Below are 16,667 nucleotides of genomic sequence, written 5' to 3'. Positions count from 1 at the left end.
GACCGAAGGCATCGTCGGCCCCGCCAACCACGCCGGAAAACGCGAAATCCTCGTCGAAACCGGCCGCGCGCGGGAAGACGAGGATTGAAGCTCACGCTACGTCCTGAAATTGCCATGACGGCCGTGCAACATTCCGGGGCTACAGGGCGTTGCATGGCTTGAACCGATCCGGCCGGCCCCCAAATGCTGGTCTGCGATCTTGCAGAGCGTCTGACCAGGCGTGATGATCCCGGTCCCAGTGACCGACACAACCCGGAGCTTGCTGGCTCATGACGATGTTTCCGACACTGCGGACCTTGAGCGCGCTGACCGTGCTTGGTCTCGCCGGCGCGACTCTTCCCGCCACCGCCCAGCCGCTGCAGCTGCACCCGGCCAAGCCGGCCGCCGCGCCGAAGGCGGCCCCGCTGCGTCTGCCGCCGATCCGCCCGGAAGGGCTCGGCCTGCCGCGCAACGCAGCCGCAGCCGCCGCCCCGGCCGCGATCGCCGCGGCCGAGCCGGTGCAGACCGCTTCCGCGACCCCGGTCCGGGCGATTCCGGCCAAGGCTGCCCAGCGCACCTCCGGCCCGCTGAGCCCGCAGGAGGCGGTGGAGAAGCTCAACGCCTATTTCAACGGCTTCACCCATCTCCAGGGGGATTTCATCCAGTTCGCGGCGAATGGCCGCCGCCTCGAGGGAAGGCTCTACATTCAGCGCCCGGGCAAGATGCGTTTCGAATATGATGCGCCGGCCACGACCGAGGTCATCGCCGACGGCACCTCCGTCGCGATCCGCGACAAGAAGCTCGCGACGCAGGATCTCTATTCGATCGGCCAGACGCCGCTGAAATTCCTGGTCAAGGAGCGCATGGACCTCGCCCGCGATTCGGTGGTCACCGGGGTCAGCACCAAGGGCGACGTGCTCTCGGTGAAGATCGAGGATCGCTCGACGCTCGGCGGCACCTCCAAGATCACGCTGAACTACGATCTGCAGGCGAATGAGCTGAAGCAATGGGTGGTGGTCGATCCCCAGGGCTACGAGACCTCGGTCTCGCTCTATAATCTCGACACCCAGCGCCGCGCCGATCCCGGCAAATTCGTGATCAATTACGAGCGCATGCTCTGATCGATCGATAGCCCGGCGTCCCGCTCCGTGAGCGGGCCGGGGCGACGCGAGCGGTCGCGGCGCGAGCTCCGATCCCGGCGCTCGCGGCTGCTTGCTTTTCCGGCGCGTTGCGACCAGTTTCCGGGGCCCATCTCGCGCCGGACGCCCCGCCTTGCAACTCAAAGTCACCAGCTGGAACATCAATTCCGTCAGGCTACGCATCGGCCTGGTCTGCGACTTCCTGACCACCCACGCCCCCGACATCCTGTGCCTGCAGGAGACCAAGACGCCGGACGAGCAGTTTCCGGCCAAGGCCTTCCAGCAGATCGGCTATGGCCATCTCCGCTTCATCGGGCAGAAGGGCTATAACGGCGTCGCCATCGTCTCCAAGCTGCCGTTCAGCGACCATGAAGCGATGACGATGTGCGGCCGGCCCGATGCCCGCCATATGAGCGCGGTGCTCGGCCCCGGCGCCGGGGCGGCCTCCGGCATCGCCATCCATAATTTCTACGTGCCGGCGGGCGGCGACATTCCCGATCCCGAGCTCAACCCGAAATTCGCGCATAAGCTCGCCTTCCTCGACGAGCTCGGCGTCTGGGGCATGACCAAGCGGCCGAGCGACCGGCCGGCGATCCTGCTCGGCGACCTCAATATCGCGCCCTATGAGCATGATGTCTGGAGCCATAAGCAGCTACTCGACGTGGTCAGCCACACGCCGGTCGAGACCACCGCGCTGGAGGCCTTGCGCGCCGATCTCGGCTGGACGGATGCGGCGCGCAGCCTGCGCCCGGAGCCGGAAAAGCTTTATAGCTGGTGGAGCTACCGCGCCGCCGATTGGCAGGCCTCCGACCGCGGCCGGCGGCTCGACCATATCTGGCTCTCCGAGGGGCTGAAGCCGACCTTGCAGGATCTGACCTTCCTGCGCGAGGCGCGGGGCTGGCAGCGCCCCTCCGACCATGTTCCGGTCACCGTGACCCTGTCGCTCTAGCGTCAGCGCCGGTCGATCGCTTCCAGGGTCGCCTGCACGTCGGTCAGCTCCTCGGTGAAGGCGCGCAGCCGGCTCGCCACCGCTTCGGCGAGGCGCTCGGCCGAGGCCGGGAATTCCGCCAGCACCCGTCGCATCACCGCCCGCGACAGCTTCATCACCTGCGTCGGTTCGCGCACGATGGCGGTCACCGGACGCCGCAGGCTGGTGAACAGCGCGAGCTCGCCGACCAGCGCGCCGGGCCCGGCGATCTCCCGGGCCGGCTGGCCATCCTCGCCGGTCGTCAGGGCGATGGCGCCCGACAGCACGAGCAGCGCACCGTCGCCGACATCCCCCGAGCGGAACAGGACGTCACCGGCCCGCAGCGTGCGCGTCTCCGCCGCGAAGGCGAGGAGCCGCAGCGCATCCCGCTCCATGAGACCGAGCAGCGGCTGCCGCGACAGCACCGCGATATCGTCGTCGAGCGCCATTGCGGCTCAGGGGTTGAGGCGATAGCCGCCCGCATCCGTCACCAGGAGACGGGCATGGGCGGGATCGGGCTCGATCTTCTGGCGCAGGCGGTAGATATGGGTTTCCAGCGTGTGGGTCGTCACCTGGGAATTATAGCCCCAGACTTCCTGCAGCAGGATCTCGCGCGCGATCGGCTTGCGGCCGGCCCGGTAGAGGAAGCGCAGGATCGCGGTTTCCTTCTCGGTCAGCTTGGTCTTCGAGCCCTTGTCGCTGACCAGCAGCTTCGAGCCGGGATGGAAGGTATAGGGGCCGACCTGGAAGATCGCGTCCTCGCTCGCCTCGTATTGCCGCAGATGCGCGCGGATCCGCGCCAGCAGCACCGCGAATTTGAACGGCTTGACCACGTAATCATTGGCGCCGGCCTCGAGCCCGAGCACCGTATCGGCGTCGGAACCCTGGCCCGTCAGCATGATCACCGGGCTCTTGAAACCGTTCTTGCGCATCATCTTGACGGCTTCGCGCCCATCCATGTCCGGCAGGCCGACATCCATCACCGCGAGATCGAAACGCTCGGCCTGCACCGCCTTGACCGCCGCCGTCGCCGTGCCGGCCGTCGAGATCCTGAACTCGTCATGGAGCCCGAGCTGCTCGGCGAGCGCATCGCGCAGCGTCTGGTCGTCGTCGCAGAGAAGGATATGATGGACGGCGGACATGAACCCTCATCTCTGCGGTGGAACCCAGCGCACCATGAGCCCGCTGAATCATGACCGCAAGTCACGCAATCTGGAATTCCCGTGAGAAGCAGTGAAAAACCAGGGGTTCGCGGCGCAAAGCCCGGCCCCCGCCGCCTGACCCGCCTTCAGGTCGTCCCCTCCGTCCATGACCGCAGCAAGGGGTTCCTGCGCGCCGGCCAGGCGCTCTTCCCCTGCGCGCTGGGGCGTGGCGGGATCATCACGGCCAAGCGCGAGGGCGATGGCGGTACGCCCCGGGCCACTTTGCCGCTCCGGCGCCTGTTCTACCGCGGCGACCGGCTGCAGCGGCCGCGCAGCCTGCTGCCGATCCGCCGCATCGCCCTGCGCGACGCCTGGTGCGACGACGCCGCCGACCGCCGCTACAACCGGCTGATCGACCGCCCTCCCGGCGTCGCCGAGGAGCGGCTGACCCGCGAGGACCCGCTCTACGACATCATCGTCGAGCTCGGCTGGAACGACGCGCCCGTGATTCGCGGCCGCGGCAGCGCCATCTTCTGGCATCTCGCGCGCCCGGGTTTCACCCCGACGGCCGGCTGCGTCGCGGTGGATCGCCATGTCTTCGCGAAGGTTCTGCCACGGCTGGCGCGGCGCTGCGCGATCCGCATCGCCGATGCCGGGCGCTGATCAGCCGCGCGGCCCGAAGATCGCGCTGCCGATGCGGACATGGGTCGCGCCGAGCTGGATCGCCGCCTCGTAATCGGCGCTCATCCCCATCGACAGGCCGCGCAGCTTGTGCCGCGCCGCGATCTTCGCCAGCAGCGCGAAATGAGGCGAGGGCGGCTCCTCGGCGGGGGGAATGCACATCAGCCCCTCGATCGCCAGCCCGTGATGGATCCGGCAGGTCTCCAGGAAGCCGTCGACCTCGCCCGGCATCACCCCGCCCTTCTGCGGCTCCTCCCCGGTATTGACCTGGACGAAGAGTGTCGGTGCCCGTGCCGCGCGGGCGATCTCGCGCGCCAGCTCCTTGGCGAGGCTATCCCGGTCGAGCGAATGGATCGCGTCGAACAGCGCCACCGCCTCGCGCACCTTGTTGGATTGCAGCGGGCCGATCATGTGCACCTCAGCATCCGGAAAGCGCTCCTTCAGCGCCGGCCATTTCGCCTTGGCCTCCTGCACGTAATTCTCGCCGAAGACGCGATGCCCGGCCTCCAGCGCCTGCAGGATCGCCTCCTCGGGCATGGTCTTCGAGACCGCGATCAGGGTCACGTCCCGCGCCTGCCGTCCCATATCCACGGCGGCACGCGCCACCGCATCCTGGGCGGCCTTCAATCGCTGCACGATATCGCTCATCAGGTCACAGATCCTTTTTCTTGACGGCGCTCGGCCCTTGCCCGGCGTTGACCCGGCGCGCGCAATCGTGTCCTAGTCCCGCACACTTCGCTCACGCAACAATCACATGCTGACATGGCCGTAGAACGTTACAATCCCAAGGAATCCGAGCCGAAATGGCGGCGCGTCTGGGATGAGCGCAAGCTCTTCGAGACCCGCAACGACGATCCGCGCCCAACCTACTACGTGCTCGAGATGTTCCCCTATCCCTCGGGGCGCATCCATATGGGCCATGTCCGCAATTACGCGATGGGCGACGTCGTGGCCCGCTACAAGCGCGCCAAGGGCTTCGCCGTGCTGCATCCGATGGGCTGGGACGCCTTCGGCCTGCCGGCCGAGAACGCCGCCAAGGCCAACAAGGTCCATCCGCGGGACTGGACCTACGCCAATATCGCGACGATGCGCGCGCAGCTGCAGTCGATGGGCCTGTCGCTGGACTGGAGCCGCGAACTCGCGACCTGCGACCCCTCCTATTACCGCCACCAGCAGAAGCTGTTCCTGGACTTCCTCAAGGCCGGGCTGGTCGACCGCAAGACCGCGAAGGTGAATTGGGATCCGGTCGACGAGACGGTGCTGGCCAATGAGCAGGTGATCGACGGCAAGGGCTGGCGCTCGGGGGCGCCGGTCGAGATCCGCGAATTGACGCAATGGTTCTTCAAGATCACCCAATTCGGCCAGGAGCTGAACGACGCGCTGGACGGGCTCGATCGCTGGCCGGACAAGGTCCGGCTGATGCAGAAGAACTGGATCGGCCGGTCGGAAGGGCTGATGATTCGTTTCGCGCTCGAATCGAACCCGTTCGGGCAGGACGAGCTGGAAATCTATACGACCCGCCCGGACACCTTGTTCGGCGCGAAATTCATGGCGATCGCGCCCGATCACCCGCTCGCCAAGGCCGCGGCGCAGGCCGACCCGGCCCTGCAGGCCTTCATCGAGGAATGCAAGCGGACAGGCACCGCCCAGGAGAACATCGACAAGGCGGAGAAGCTCGGCTTCGATACGGGCATTCGCGCCGTCCACCCGCTCGATCCCGATTGGACGCTGCCGGTCTATGTCGCTAACTTCATCCTGATGGAATACGGCACCGGCGCGATCTTCGGCTGCCCGGCGCATGACCAGCGCGATCTGGATTTCGTCAATAAATACGGCCTCGGCAACCTCCCGGTGGTCTGCCCGGAGGGCACCGATCCCGCCGGCTTCGTGATCACCGATACCGCCTATGTCGATGATGGGCGGATGATCAATTCGCGCTTCCTCGACGGGATGAGCATCCCGGAGGCGAAGGAGGCCGTGGCCCGAAAACTCGAGGCCGAACAGCGGGGCAACCGCCCGGTCGCGGCCCGGAAAGTCAATTTCCGCCTCCGCGACTGGGGCATTTCGCGGCAGCGCTATTGGGGTTGCCCGATCCCGATCATCCATTGCGAGGCCTGCGGCACCCTGCCCGTGCCCGATGCCGATCTGCCGGTGACGCTGCCCGAGGACGTCTCCTTCGAGAAGCCGGGCAACCCGCTCGATCATCATCCGAGCTGGAAACACGTCGCCTGCCCGCAATGCGGCAAGCCGGCCCGGCGCGAAACCGACACGATGGACACCTTCGTCGATTCCTCCTGGTATTTCGCCCGCTTCACCGATCCCTGGCGCGAGGAGAGCCCGACCAGCCGGCCGGTGGTCGACCGCTTCCTGCCGGTCGATCAGTATATCGGCGGGGTCGAGCACGCGATCCTGCACCTGCTCTATTCCCGCTTCTTCACCCGCGCCATGAAGGCGACCGGACATGCCGGGCTGGACGAGCCCTTCGCCGGGTTGTTCACCCAGGGCATGGTCGTGCACGAGACCTATCGCGCCGCCGATGGCGGCTGGGTCGAGCCGGGCGACGTGCGCATCGAGGTCAATGGCGCGGAGCGCGCCGGCTACCATGTCGATACCGGCGCGCCGATCGAGATCGGCGCCATCGAGAAGATGTCGAAGTCGAAGAAGAACGTCGTCGACCCCGACGATATCATCGCCTCCTACGGTGCCGATACGGCGCGCTGGTTCATGCTGTCGGATTCGCCGCCGGACCGCGACGTGATCTGGACGGATGAGGGCGTGCAGGGCGCGGCGCGCTTCGTGCAGCGGGTCTGGCGCCTGGTCGGCGAGATCGCGGAGCGGACGGGCTCGGGGGTGCAGGCTCCGGCGGCCCTGGGCGAGGCCGCCACCACCCTGCGCAAGGCCACCCACCGGGCGCTGCAGGCCGTCGGCGCCGATATCGAGCGGCTCGGCTTCAACCGCTGCGTCGCCCATATCTACACCCTCACCAATGCGGTCGGTAAGGCGCTGGACGGGGCGGCGGAACAGGCCGATCTCGCCGCGGATCTCGGCTTCGCGCTGCATGAGGCCGCGCTGATCCTGACGCAGCTGATCGCGCCGATGATGCCGCATCTCGCGGAATCCTGCTGGTCGGTGCTGGGGCAGCCCGGGCTGGTCGGCGAGGCCGCCTGGCCGGTCGCCGAGGAGGCGCTGCTCAGGGATGACAGCATCTCGCTGCCCGTGCAGATCAATGGCAAGAAGCGGGCGGACGTGACGGTGCCGGCCGATGCGGATACGGTGGCGGTCGAGGCCGTGGTTCGTGGGAACGAGGCCGTGATACGGGCGCTGGATGGCCGCGACATCCGCAAGATCATCGTGGTGCCGGGGAGAATCGTGAATGTCGTCGCCTGAATTCGCACAGACGCTCCGTTCCGCGCGGGTCTCGCCGCGCCGCGCCATGCTGGCGGCCGCGCTGATCGCCTCCGCTTTCGCCGGCGGATGCTTCCAGCCGCTCTATTCCGAGGCGACGCTGAGCCCGCAGACCGGCGGGAGCGTTCGCAGCGCGCTGCGCAGCGTCGAAATCCCCGAGATCAAGGGGCTGATCGGCCATTACCTGCGCAATGAGCTGGTCTTCGAGCTCGATGGCGGCGGTGCCGCGGATGCCGAGAAGCGCCTGCGCTTCGACGCCTCGATCGCCGAGTCCATCGATGTGGTGACCGTCGACTATTTGAATGCGCGGGCCGATTCCGCCGTGCTGGTGGTGACCGCGACCTGGAGCCTCAAGGACAAGATCTCCTCCAAGACCGTCAGCTCCGGCGTCAACACGATCCGCATCCCCTATGAGCGCTCCTCGCAGCGCTTCGCCACCGTCAGGGCGGCGCGGGATGCGCAGCTGCGCGCCGCCAAGAGCCTGGCGACGATCATCAGGGGTCAGATGGCCGCCGATCTCGTGACCGGCTGATCCCGGCATGGCCATGGTCAAGGCGCATGAGGCGGAGCGGGCGCTGGCGCGGCCCGACCCGGCCCATCGCCTGTTCCTGTTCTATGGCCCCGATGCCGGCCTGGTCTCCGAGCGCGCCGGCACGCTGGCGAAGGGCGCGGTGGATGATCCCACCGATGCGTTCCAGCTCGTCCGGATGAGTGGCGACGACATCGCCGCCGACCCTCTGAAACTCGTCGACGAGGCCAATACCATCGGGCTGTTCGGCGGCCGCCGTGCCATCCGGGTCTCGCCCACGGGCAAGATGCTGCTTCCCGCCGTCGAACCCTTGCTGGCCACGCCCTCGCAGGATGCGATCGTCATCATCGAGGCTGGCGACCTGCAGAAGAGCAACCCGCTGCGCGTCGCCTGCGAGCGGGCGCGGACCGCGCTGGCGGTGCCCTGCTATGGCGATGCGGCGCGCGACCTCGGCACGATCATCGACGAGATGGTGCGTGAGGCCGGAAAAACCATTGATCGCGCCAGCCGAGACAGGCTCGCCGGGCTGCTCGGCGGCGACCGCCAGACCTCGCGGCGCGAGGTGGAAAAGCTGCTGCTCTATGTCGGCGACGCAGCGAGTGTCGGCGAGGCGGATATCGACATCATCGTCGGCGATACCGCCCAGCGCGAGCAGGCGGCGCTGGTCGACGCAGTCTTCGCGGGCAAGATCGCCACGATCGACATCACCCAGGCCAGGCTGGCGCGGGAAGGGCTCGACGCCGGCGTGATGCTCGGCGCCGTGCTGCGTCAGGCACTGTCGCTGCTCAAGGCCCGCCAGGCAGTGGATGCCGGCCGCGGCGTCAAGGAGGTGGTGGCGGGGATGCGGCTGCCCTGGCCGCGGATCGCGACGACGGAAGCCGCTTTGTCGGCCTGGTCGAGCGAGAAGCTCACCGACGCCGTCGGGATCCTCGGCACCGCGACCTTGGCGGTGCGCAGGGATGCGGGGTTGGCGCAGCCGGTGGCCGCGCGCGCCCTGTGGAGCCTGGCGCGGCTCGCCCGGTCCGGCGGGCGGTGAGCGAGCGCCTCAGGCCTTCAGACGGCGGCACAGCGCCTCGAGCTGGTCGAGCGTCTTGTAGCCGATCTTGACCTCGCCGGCGCCATTGGCGCGATGGCTGATCGAGATCGACAGGCCGAGCGCCTCTTCCAGCGCCTTCTCGACCGCCCTGGTATCCGGGTCCTTCTCGGGCTTGGGCTTGACCGGCAGGGATTTCGTTTCGCCCCTGGCTTCTTCCTGCACCACCCGCTCGATATCGCGGACGCTGAGCCCCTGATCGACGATCCGCCGCGCCATCAGTTCCGGATCCGAAACGGACAACAGCGAGCGGGCATGGCCGGCCGATACCAACCCGTCGCTGACCATCTGCCGGACCGATTCCGGCAGCTTCGAAAGCCGCAGCGTATTGGCCACATGGCTGCGGCTCTTGCCGATCACCTGCGCCAGATCGTTCTGGGTATAGCCGAATTCGGCGATCAGCCGCTCATAGCCGGCCGCCTCCTCGATCGCATTGAGATCGCTGCGCTGGACATTCTCGACGATCGCGATCTCGAGGGCCTGGCGATCATCCGCCTCGACCAGGATCACCGGCACATCATGCAGACCCGCACGCTGTGCCGCGCGCCAGCGGCGCTCACCGGCGATGATCTCATAGGCATCGAGCATGCCGCTGATCGAGCGCACGATGATCGGCTGCAGAATGCCGCGCTCGCGCACCGACGCCGTGAGATCGTCGAGATCGGCCTCGACGAAATTGCGGCGGGGATTGCGCGCGCTGGGACGGAGGAACTCGACCGGGACACGGCGCTGGCCGCGAGCCCGCTCCAGCGCTCCGATCTCGTCACCGACATCACCGATCAAAGCGGCCAGGCCGCGGCCCAGACGGGACCGCCCTTGTTCTTCGGCCATCGACATTCTTTCGCTCCCGCGATGCTTGGTCACGCGGCGGCGCGCAGGCTGCGCTCGCGCTTGATGACTTCCGACGCCAGCTTCAGATAGGCCTGCGAGCCCGAGCATCGCAGATCGTAAAGCAACGCCGGCTTGCCATAGGAGGGGGCTTCCGACACGCGGACATTGCGCGGGATCACGGTCTCATAGACCTTGTCGCCCAGGAAGCTGCGCACATCCGCCATCACCTGGCCGGAGAGGTTGTTCCGCGGGTCGTACATGGTCAGCACCACGCCCTGGATCACCAGGCGCGGATTGAGCCCCTGACGCACCTGCTCGACGGTCTTGAGCAGCTGGCTCAGACCCTCGAGCGCGAAGAACTCGCATTGCAGCGGCACGAGCACCGCATCCGCCGCCGTCATCGCATTGATGGTGATGAGGCTGAGGGAGGGCGGGCAGTCGATCAGGATATAGGTGAGGTCCGAACAGCGCTGGTCATAAACCAGCTCGTCGATCGCCTTCTTCAGCCGCAATGCGCGGTCCTTGGCACCGGCGATCTCCAGCTCCACCCCGAGCAGATCCAGCGTCGACGGCGCCAGAAAAAGACCGGGTACGGAGGTCTCCTGCAGCGCCTGTCCGAGCCCGACATCGCCGCAAAGCACGTCATAGGTGGAAGATTTGCGGCTGCGCCGATCGACCCCGAGGCCGGTCGAGGCATTGCCCTGCGGGTCGAGATCGACGATCAGCACCTTTTCGCCGATCGCCGCCAGAGCCGTACCCAGATTGATCGCGGTGGTGGTCTTACCGACGCCGCCCTTCTGGTTGGCGAGCGCGAGCACCCTGGGGCGCTGCGGCACGATGATCGGGGTGAGGTCGGTCATGAGTCGGTCCGCTTCTCAGCCGCGTGAACCATCAGGATGCCCGCGGCGCTGTCTGTCAGCGAAGGAAGAGTTGAGGCCTGAATCTTCCAACATTTAGACGACTCGGTCAATTCGCTCTCTAGATGTTGTCCCTTTGGAAAGAGGCCGAGGCTGCCGGTTCTCAACAGCTCTTTGCACCACTCCAGCAGCTGCGGAAGAGGGGCCAGCGCCCGTGCCGTTACCACGTCGATTTTGCCGGTAAACCCGCCAATAACATCCTCTATCCTGGCATTATGGACGGTCACCGGCGCTCCGGTCAGGCGGGCGATATGGCGCAGAAAGGCGCATTTCCGCGCATTGCTCTCGACGAGGTCGATATGTCCTCCGGGAATCCCGACCAGGCAAATTCCGATGACCAGACCCGGAAATCCACCGCCCGATCCGAGATCGAGCCAACGCTTGGCCTGAGGGGCGGCCCCGTAGATCTGCAGCGAATCAGCGATATGCCGCGTCCAGACCTCGTCGAGCGTCGCCGTCGAGACGAGATTCTTGGCTGCCTGCCAGCGCGTCAGCTCCGAGACCAGCAGCGCCAGCCGCTCCTCTGTTTCACGTGAAACAGGCGTCAAGCGCAAAGCGGCGCGTCGATCGGCGTTATCAACAGTCATGGCTGAGCGCCGGCGCACGATTGCGTCGCGCCTTGCGCGAATGCGCCGCGAGCAGGGTCAGCGCGGCCGGCGTCATCCCCTCGATCCGCGCCGCCTGGGCCAGATCGGCCGGGCGCTGGCTCGCCAGCTTGAGCCGCAGCTCGTTCGACAAGCCCGACATCGCATCGAGATCGAGATCGGCCGGAAGCTTCAGCGCCTGATCCCGACGATAGGAGTCGATCTCCGCGGCCTGACGGTCGAGATAGACGGCATAGACGGCATCGGCCGAGACGCGGGCGATCACATCGGCCGGATATTCCGCGAGCTGCGGCCAGATCGCCGCCAGCCGCTCAAAGCCGATTTCGGGATAGGACAGCAATTGATAGCCCGAGCGGCGCAAGCCGTCCTGGTTCAGCTGCAGCTCGTGGCCGCGAGCCTCGCTGGGGGTCAGTGACAGAGCGCCGAGCGCGCCGCGCAGCCGCTCGATCTGATCCTGGCGCTTGGCATAGAGACCCAATCGTGCGGCCCCGACCAAACCCATTTCGGTCCCGAATCCAGTCAGCCGCTCATCGGCATTGTCGACACGCAGTGACAGCCGGAACTCGGCCCGGGAGGTAAACATCCGATACGGTTCCGTAACGCCCTGGCTCGTGAGATCATCGACCAGCACGCCGAGATAGGAGGTGGTGCGCGCCATGGCGACCGGCTCCGACCCGCCGGCGCGACGCGCGGCATTGAGCCCGGCGAGCAGCCCCTGCGCCGCCGCCTCCTCATACCCGGTGGTGCCGTTGATCTGCCCGGCGAGGAACAGCCCCCGCAGCGCCCGCGTCTCCAGCGTATTGTTGAGAGCGCGCGGATCGACGAAATCATATTCGATCGCATAGCCCGGCTTCAGCATCCGCGCCCGCTCCAGTCCCGGGATGGTCGCGAGCAGGCCAAGCTGCACGTCCTCCGGCAACGAGGTCGAGATCCCGTTGGGATAGACGGTGTCGTCGTCGAGCCCCTCCGGCTCGAGGAAGATCTGATGTCCGTCGCGATCGCCGAAGCGGCCGACCTTATCCTCGATCGAGGGGCAATAGCGCGGCCCCCTTCCCTCGATCTGGCCGGAGAACATCGGAGCGCGGTGGAGATTGGCCCGGATCAGCTCATGCGTCGCCAGGGTCGTGCGGGTGATGCCGCAGGCGATCTGCGGGGTGCTGATCGCCGTGGTCATCGCGGAAAAAGGTTCCGGCCTCTCGTCGCCCGGCTGCATCTCGAGCCGGTCCCAGGCGATGCTACGCCCGTCCAGGCGCGGCGGCGTCCCGGTCTTCAGCCGGCCGAGCGGAAAGCCATGGCGTTCCAGCGTGGCGGAGAGGCCGAGGGAAGGCGCTTCGCCGACCCGCCCGGCGGGGATCCGCTGCTCGCCGATATGGATCAGCCCGCGCAGGAAGGTGCCGGTGGTGAGCACGACCGTTCCGGCGCCGAATCGACGGCCATCGGCGAGCATGACACCCGCGACCTGCCCCGCGGATTCGATCAGATCGAAGGCCTCGCCCGCGACGACCGTCAGCCCCTCCTGTTCGGCGAGCAGGGACTGGATCGCCTGGCGATAGAGTTTGCGGTCGGCCTGGGCGCGGGGGCCGCGCACGGCCGGGCCCTTGCGCCTGTTCAGCATGCGGAACTGGATCCCGGCATGGTCCGCGGCCCTGGCCATCAGCCCATCCAGCGCGTCGATCTCCCTCACCAGATGGCCCTTGCCGAGCCCGCCGATCGCGGGGTTGCACGACATCACGCCGACCGTCGCGGGGTTCTGGGTGAGCAGGGCGGTGCGCGCACCGACCCGCGCCGCGGCGGCGGCGGCTTCGACACCGGCATGGCCGCCACCGACGACGATGACATCGAATTGGGCTGCGAAGTCAGACATCTCGTGTGGCTAGCGAAGCCGGCCCTGCCGGTCAATGCCGGGCATCATTTGCCGATGCAGAAGCCGGCGAAGAGCTGGTCGAGCACGTCCTCGACTCCGATGCGGCCGATCAGGCGCTCCAGCGCCACCACGGCCTGGCGCAGATCCTCGGCCATCAACTCGGCCTCGAGGAGACCGGGCCGCGCCGCCCGCGCCAGAGCCTCGATCGCCTCGGCAACGGCGACGCGATGCCGCTGGCGCGTCAGCAAGGCTGGTTCCCCCTGCGGCCCGTCGGCGAGCCTGGTGGTGATCGCGCTGAGCAGCTCGGCGAGCCCAGCCCCCGTCTCGGCCGAGACCGCGATCTCGCCGGGCAGGGACGGAACGGGGAGATCGGATTTGCTCGCCACGGCGAGGGTATTGTCGGTGCCGAGAAACGGGTCCTGCGCCGCATCGACGCTCCGGATCCTCAGGACCAGATCGGCGCGAGCCGCCAACGCCAGGGCCCGCCGCACCCCCTCGGCCTCGATCATATCCTCGCTCTCGCGCAGCCCGGCCGTATCGATCAGCGTCACAGGCATGCCGTCGAGATCGAGCCGCACCTCGATCGCGTCGCGCGTGGTCCCGGCGATCGGCGAGACGATGGCGACGTCCCGCCTCGCCAGAGCGTTCAGCAGGCTGGATTTGCCGGCATTGGGCGGGCCGGCCAGCACCACCACGAACCCGTCGCGGATCCGCTCGCCCCGGGCGAAGCTGCCGAGCGCCTGGCGCAGCTCCGCCAGCACCTCCAGGGCGATCGCCCGCGCCCGCTCGACCAGCGGGCCGTCGACATCGCCCTCGTCGGAAAAATCGAGTTCGGCGGCGAGCAGCGCCATCGCCTCGATCAACCGGCCGCGCCAGCCTTCGGTGACCTGGCCGAGCGCGCCCTCCATCTGGCGCAGGGCCTGGCGCCGCTGCCATTCCGTCTCCGAATCGATGAGATCGGCGAGGCCTTCGACAGCCGCCAGATCGAGCTTGCCGGCCTCGAAAGCGCGTCGCGTGAATTCGCCCGGCTCCGCCAGCCGCAGGCCCGGGGAGCCGGTCAGCGCCTCCAGCAGCCGTGCCACCACAGCCCGCGCGCCATGGACATGGAATTCGGCGACATCCTCGCCGGTGAAGCTGTGGGGCGTGGGAAAGTACAGGATGAGCGCGCGGTCGATCGTCTCGCCCGCGGCATCGCTCAGGCGGCGCAGCGTCGCCTGACGCGGCACCGGCACACCGCCCGCCATCGTTTCGAGGACGAATCGGACGTGCGGCCCGGAGACACGGATCAGCGCCACCCCCGCCCGTCCGGGCGCCGAGGACAAAGCGACGATCGTGGCGTGCAGGCCGTTGTCGACGGGTATGGCCAAGGTAGTACCGATTTTACGAGGGGTAGGGCCGGTTATCGGCGGCCCTACCCGTAGAACGACCCGCTTTTTAGGCGCCTGGTGCTACCGCCGTAGCCAACGGGCCGCGGGTCGGCCCGGACATGCGCGGCGCGGGCTCTCGGAAGATGACCGGTCGGCAAGCTCCGCCGACCGACGCAAACGTCTCGGATCCGAATCGGATCAGGTGTTCATCGAGTCGAAGAATTCCGAGTTCTGTTTGGTCTGCCGGAGCTTGTCCATCAGGAACTCGATCGCGTCCTGCGGGCCCATCGGGTTAAGGATCCGGCGCAGAACATAGGTCTTCTGCAGCACGTCCTTCGGCGTGATGAGCTCTTCCTTGCGGGTGCCGGATTTGAGGATGTCGATCGCCGGGAAGATGCGCTTATCCGCGACCTTGCGGTCGAGAATGATCTCGCAATTGCCGGTGCCCTTGAACTCTTCGAAGATCACCTCGTCCATGCGGCTGCCGGTATCGATCAGCGCCGTCGCGACGATCGTCAGCGAGCCGCCTTCCTCGATATTGCGCGCCGCACCGAAGAAGCGCTTCGGCCGCTGCAGCGCATTGGCGTCGACACCGCCGGTCAGCACCTTGCCCGAGGAGGGCACGACGGTGTTGTAGGCGCGGCCGAGGCGGGTGATCGAATCCAGCAGGATCACCACGTCGCGGCCATGCTCGACCAGCCGCTTCGCCTTCTCGATCACCATCTCCGCGACCTGGACGTGGCGCGAGGCCGGCTCGTCGAAGGTCGAGGACACGACCTCGCCCTTCACGGAGCGCTGCATGTCGGTGACCTCTTCCGGACGCTCGTCGATCAGCAGGACGATCAGATAGCATTCCGGATGATTGGTGGTGATCGACTGCGCGATGTTCTGCAGCAGGACCGTCTTGCCGGTGCGCGGCGGCGCCACGATCAGCGCGCGCTGGCCCTTGCCGACCGGGGCGACGATATCGATGACCCGCGCAGAAAAATCCTTCCGGGTCGGATCCTGGACCTCCATCCGCAGCCGCTCATCGGGGTAGAGCGGCGTCAGATTGTCGAAATGGATCTTGTGCTTGATCTTCTCCGGATCCTCGAAGTTGATCGTATTGACCTTGAGCAGCGCGAAATAGCGCTCGCCATCCTTGGGGCTGCGGATTGGCCCCTCGACCGTGTCGCCGGTGCGCAGGCCGAATTTCCGGATCTGCGAGGGGGAGACATAGATGTCGTCGGGTCCCGGCAGGTAATTGGAATCGGAGGAGCGCAGGAAGCCGAACCCGTCCTGCAGCACCTCGACGACGCCCTCGCCCAGGATTTCCGTGTCCTTGGCGGCGAGCTGCTTGAGGATCGCGAACATCAGCTCCTGCTTCCGCATCGTGCTGGCGTTCTCGACCTCGACGCCCTCGGCGAAGGTCAGCAATTCGGTCGGGGTTTTGACCTTGAGGTCTTGAAGCTTGATTTCCCGCATGGGGCACCTGGATCGTGATTGTCCCGGCGCTGGACGCAGAGACGGACGCAAAGGGAAGAGACGACGGACCGGGATACGGAGCGGCGCGAGAGGCTCGCACCATGAGCTGCCTCTGCAGGGCGCAGCGGGCTCAACAACCATCGACAACAGGAAGGACGCTGGAGAAGCGCAGAGCGGTGATAGCCGGATTCGGCCTCGCGCTCAACTGGAATCGTCGCGGCCGCCGGTCTCCGCGAAGTGCTTCGCAGGTTCAGAACGGCTTGACGATCACCAGGATGACGATCCCGACCATCAGCACGGCCGGCACCTCGTTGATGATCCGGTAGAAGCGCCCGCTGCGGCTGTTGCGATCCTGCGCGAAATCCCGCACGCGCCCCACCAGAAACCCGTGCATCCCGGACATGCCCAGCACCAGGGCGATCTTGGCGTGGAGCCAGCCGCCCTTGAAGCCGAAGCCGGCCCAGGCGAGGTAGAGGCCGACGACCCAGCTGACGATCATCGCCGGCGTCATGATGCCGTTCAGCAGCTTGCGCTCCATGACCTTGAAGGTCTCGGATTGCTGCGAACCCGCCGGCGCATCGACATGATAGACCATCAGCCGCGGCAGATAGAGCAGGGCGGCCATCCAGGAGATGACCGCCAGCACGTGCAGGGCCTTCAGCCATTCATACATCGGTCTTCGCC

The 16,667-nt window shown here is 67.1% G+C and carries 16 protein-coding genes; 6 read left to right on the top strand and 10 right to left on the bottom strand.

The features are described from left to right. Positions 1-269 precede the first annotated feature (269 nt). Positions 270-1,100 carry an outer membrane lipoprotein carrier protein LolA gene (locus tag ASG72_RS08650; RefSeq protein ID WP_082540209.1) on the top strand — a complete coding sequence of 277 codons (831 nt, stop codon included), beginning with the start codon at positions 270-272 and terminating at the stop codon, positions 1,098-1,100. Positions 1,101-1,251: 151 nt separating this feature from the next. Continuing rightward, a complete protein-coding gene (gene xth / locus ASG72_RS08645) occupies positions 1,252-2,067 on the top strand; it encodes an exodeoxyribonuclease III (protein ID WP_056711166.1) in 816 nt (271 codons plus the stop codon). 2 nt (positions 2,068-2,069) lie between these two features. Here the strand turns inward: xth and ASG72_RS08640 are convergent, their stop codons facing one another. Together ASG72_RS08640 and ASG72_RS08635 are read right to left on the bottom strand one after the other, a co-directional pair. Next, entirely contained in the window at positions 2,070-2,534 is a 465-nt protein-coding gene (locus tag ASG72_RS08640) for a cyclic nucleotide-binding domain-containing protein (protein ID WP_056711164.1), read from the bottom strand. A gap of 6 nt (positions 2,535-2,540) precedes the next feature. Next, positions 2,541-3,227: a response regulator transcription factor gene (locus tag ASG72_RS08635; protein ID WP_056711162.1), complete on the bottom strand. Its 687-nt coding sequence runs from the start codon at positions 3,225-3,227 to the stop codon at positions 2,541-2,543. 81 nt (positions 3,228-3,308) lie between these two features. Between ASG72_RS08635 and ASG72_RS08630 the strand changes: the two genes are divergently transcribed. Continuing rightward, on the top strand, positions 3,309-3,890 hold the full coding sequence (locus ASG72_RS08630) for a L,D-transpeptidase family protein (protein WP_082540208.1): 582 nt from the start codon (positions 3,309-3,311) through the stop codon (positions 3,888-3,890). Here the strand turns inward: ASG72_RS08630 and ASG72_RS08625 are convergent, their stop codons facing one another. Continuing rightward, positions 3,891-4,556: a YggS family pyridoxal phosphate-dependent enzyme gene (locus ASG72_RS08625; protein WP_056711160.1), complete on the bottom strand. Its 666-nt coding sequence runs from the start codon at positions 4,554-4,556 to the stop codon at positions 3,891-3,893. Positions 4,557-4,670: 114 nt separating this feature from the next. Here ASG72_RS08625 and leuS point away from each other — a divergent pair, with 114 nt between their 5' ends. Genes leuS through holA form a run of 3 tightly spaced genes read left to right on the top strand, consistent with a single transcriptional unit; the run spans position 4,671 to position 8,878 of the window. Continuing rightward, positions 4,671-7,295 carry a leucine--tRNA ligase gene (gene leuS, locus ASG72_RS08620; RefSeq protein WP_056711158.1) on the top strand — a complete coding sequence of 875 codons (2,625 nt, stop codon included), beginning with the start codon at positions 4,671-4,673 and terminating at the stop codon, positions 7,293-7,295. Next, the gene (lptE, locus tag ASG72_RS08615; RefSeq protein ID WP_056711156.1) at positions 7,282-7,845 is read left to right on the top strand and encodes an LPS assembly lipoprotein LptE; all 564 of its coding nucleotides are present in this window, start codon (positions 7,282-7,284) and stop codon (positions 7,843-7,845) included. The genes leuS and lptE overlap by 14 nt, the downstream gene beginning before the upstream one ends. Before the next feature lie 7 nt (positions 7,846-7,852). Further along, a complete protein-coding gene (holA, locus tag ASG72_RS08610) occupies positions 7,853-8,878 on the top strand; it encodes a DNA polymerase III subunit delta (protein WP_056711154.1) in 1,026 nt (341 codons plus the stop codon). A 9-nt stretch (positions 8,879-8,887) separates the two neighbouring features. On the opposite strand, the gene ASG72_RS08605 is transcribed toward holA, so the two are convergent. The 7 genes from ASG72_RS08605 to hemJ form a co-directional block, all read right to left on the bottom strand. Further along, positions 8,888-9,766: a ParB/RepB/Spo0J family partition protein gene (locus tag ASG72_RS08605; RefSeq protein WP_082540210.1), complete on the bottom strand. Its 879-nt coding sequence runs from the start codon at positions 9,764-9,766 to the stop codon at positions 8,888-8,890. 29 nt (positions 9,767-9,795) lie between these two features. Further along, positions 9,796-10,626: a ParA family protein gene (locus ASG72_RS08600; protein ID WP_056711150.1), complete on the bottom strand. Its 831-nt coding sequence runs from the start codon at positions 10,624-10,626 to the stop codon at positions 9,796-9,798. After that, a complete protein-coding gene (rsmG, locus tag ASG72_RS08595; RefSeq protein ID WP_056711148.1) occupies positions 10,623-11,270 on the bottom strand; it encodes a 16S rRNA (guanine(527)-N(7))-methyltransferase RsmG in 648 nt (215 codons plus the stop codon). The genes ASG72_RS08600 and rsmG overlap by 4 nt, the downstream gene beginning before the upstream one ends. Next, positions 11,260-13,152, bottom strand: a complete 1,893-nt coding sequence (gene mnmG, locus ASG72_RS08590) for a tRNA uridine-5-carboxymethylaminomethyl(34) synthesis enzyme MnmG (RefSeq protein WP_056711146.1) — start codon at positions 13,150-13,152, stop codon at positions 11,260-11,262. The genes rsmG and mnmG overlap by 11 nt, the downstream gene beginning before the upstream one ends. A gap of 44 nt (positions 13,153-13,196) precedes the next feature. After that, the gene (gene mnmE / locus ASG72_RS08585) at positions 13,197-14,519 is read right to left on the bottom strand and encodes a tRNA uridine-5-carboxymethylaminomethyl(34) synthesis GTPase MnmE (RefSeq protein WP_244488749.1); all 1,323 of its coding nucleotides are present in this window, start codon (positions 14,517-14,519) and stop codon (positions 13,197-13,199) included. A 198-nt stretch (positions 14,520-14,717) separates the two neighbouring features. Next, a complete protein-coding gene (gene rho, locus ASG72_RS08580; protein WP_056711144.1) occupies positions 14,718-15,983 on the bottom strand; it encodes a transcription termination factor Rho in 1,266 nt (421 codons plus the stop codon). A 250-nt stretch (positions 15,984-16,233) separates the two neighbouring features. Next, positions 16,234-16,656 (bottom strand): protoporphyrinogen oxidase HemJ, encoded by a 423-nt coding sequence (gene hemJ / locus ASG72_RS08575; protein ID WP_056711142.1) that lies wholly within the window; start codon positions 16,654-16,656, stop codon positions 16,234-16,236. Positions 16,657-16,667: the final 11 nt, after the last annotated feature.

The organism is Allobosea sp. Leaf344, assembly GCF_001426225.1.
In the GTDB taxonomy this organism is placed as follows: Bacteria; Pseudomonadota; Alphaproteobacteria; order Rhizobiales; family Beijerinckiaceae; genus Allobosea.
This window is presented reverse-complemented; position numbering and strand designations above follow the sequence as displayed.

Excerpts from the sequence above, each read along its gene's own strand:
- ASG72_RS08600 (WP_056711150.1), bottom strand. The coding sequence starts at position 10,626 with ATGACCGACCTCACCCCGATCATCGTGCCGCAGCGCCCCAGGGTGCTC.
- hemJ (WP_056711142.1), bottom strand. The coding sequence starts at position 16,656 with ATGTATGAATGGCTGAAGGCCCTGCACGTGCTGGCGGTCATCTCCTGG.
- holA (WP_056711154.1), top strand. The coding sequence starts at position 7,853 with ATGGCCATGGTCAAGGCGCATGAGGCGGAGCGGGCGCTGGCGCGGCCC.
- ASG72_RS08635 (WP_056711162.1), bottom strand. The coding sequence starts at position 3,227 with ATGTCCGCCGTCCATCATATCCTTCTCTGCGACGACGACCAGACGCTG.
- rho (WP_056711144.1), bottom strand. The coding sequence starts at position 15,983 with ATGCGGGAAATCAAGCTTCAAGACCTCAAGGTCAAAACCCCGACCGAA.
- rsmG (WP_056711148.1), bottom strand. The coding sequence starts at position 11,270 with ATGACTGTTGATAACGCCGATCGACGCGCCGCTTTGCGCTTGACGCCT.
- ASG72_RS08625 (WP_056711160.1), bottom strand. The coding sequence starts at position 4,556 with ATGAGCGATATCGTGCAGCGATTGAAGGCCGCCCAGGATGCGGTGGCG.
- ASG72_RS08650 (WP_082540209.1), top strand. The coding sequence starts at position 270 with ATGACGATGTTTCCGACACTGCGGACCTTGAGCGCGCTGACCGTGCTT.
- ASG72_RS08640 (WP_056711164.1), bottom strand. The coding sequence starts at position 2,534 with ATGGCGCTCGACGACGATATCGCGGTGCTGTCGCGGCAGCCGCTGCTC.
- leuS (WP_056711158.1), top strand. The coding sequence starts at position 4,671 with ATGGCCGTAGAACGTTACAATCCCAAGGAATCCGAGCCGAAATGGCGG.
- ASG72_RS08605 (WP_082540210.1), bottom strand. The coding sequence starts at position 9,766 with ATGGCCGAAGAACAAGGGCGGTCCCGTCTGGGCCGCGGCCTGGCCGCT.
- mnmG (WP_056711146.1), bottom strand. The coding sequence starts at position 13,152 with ATGTCTGACTTCGCAGCCCAATTCGATGTCATCGTCGTCGGTGGCGGC.
- lptE (WP_056711156.1), top strand. The coding sequence starts at position 7,282 with ATGTCGTCGCCTGAATTCGCACAGACGCTCCGTTCCGCGCGGGTCTCG.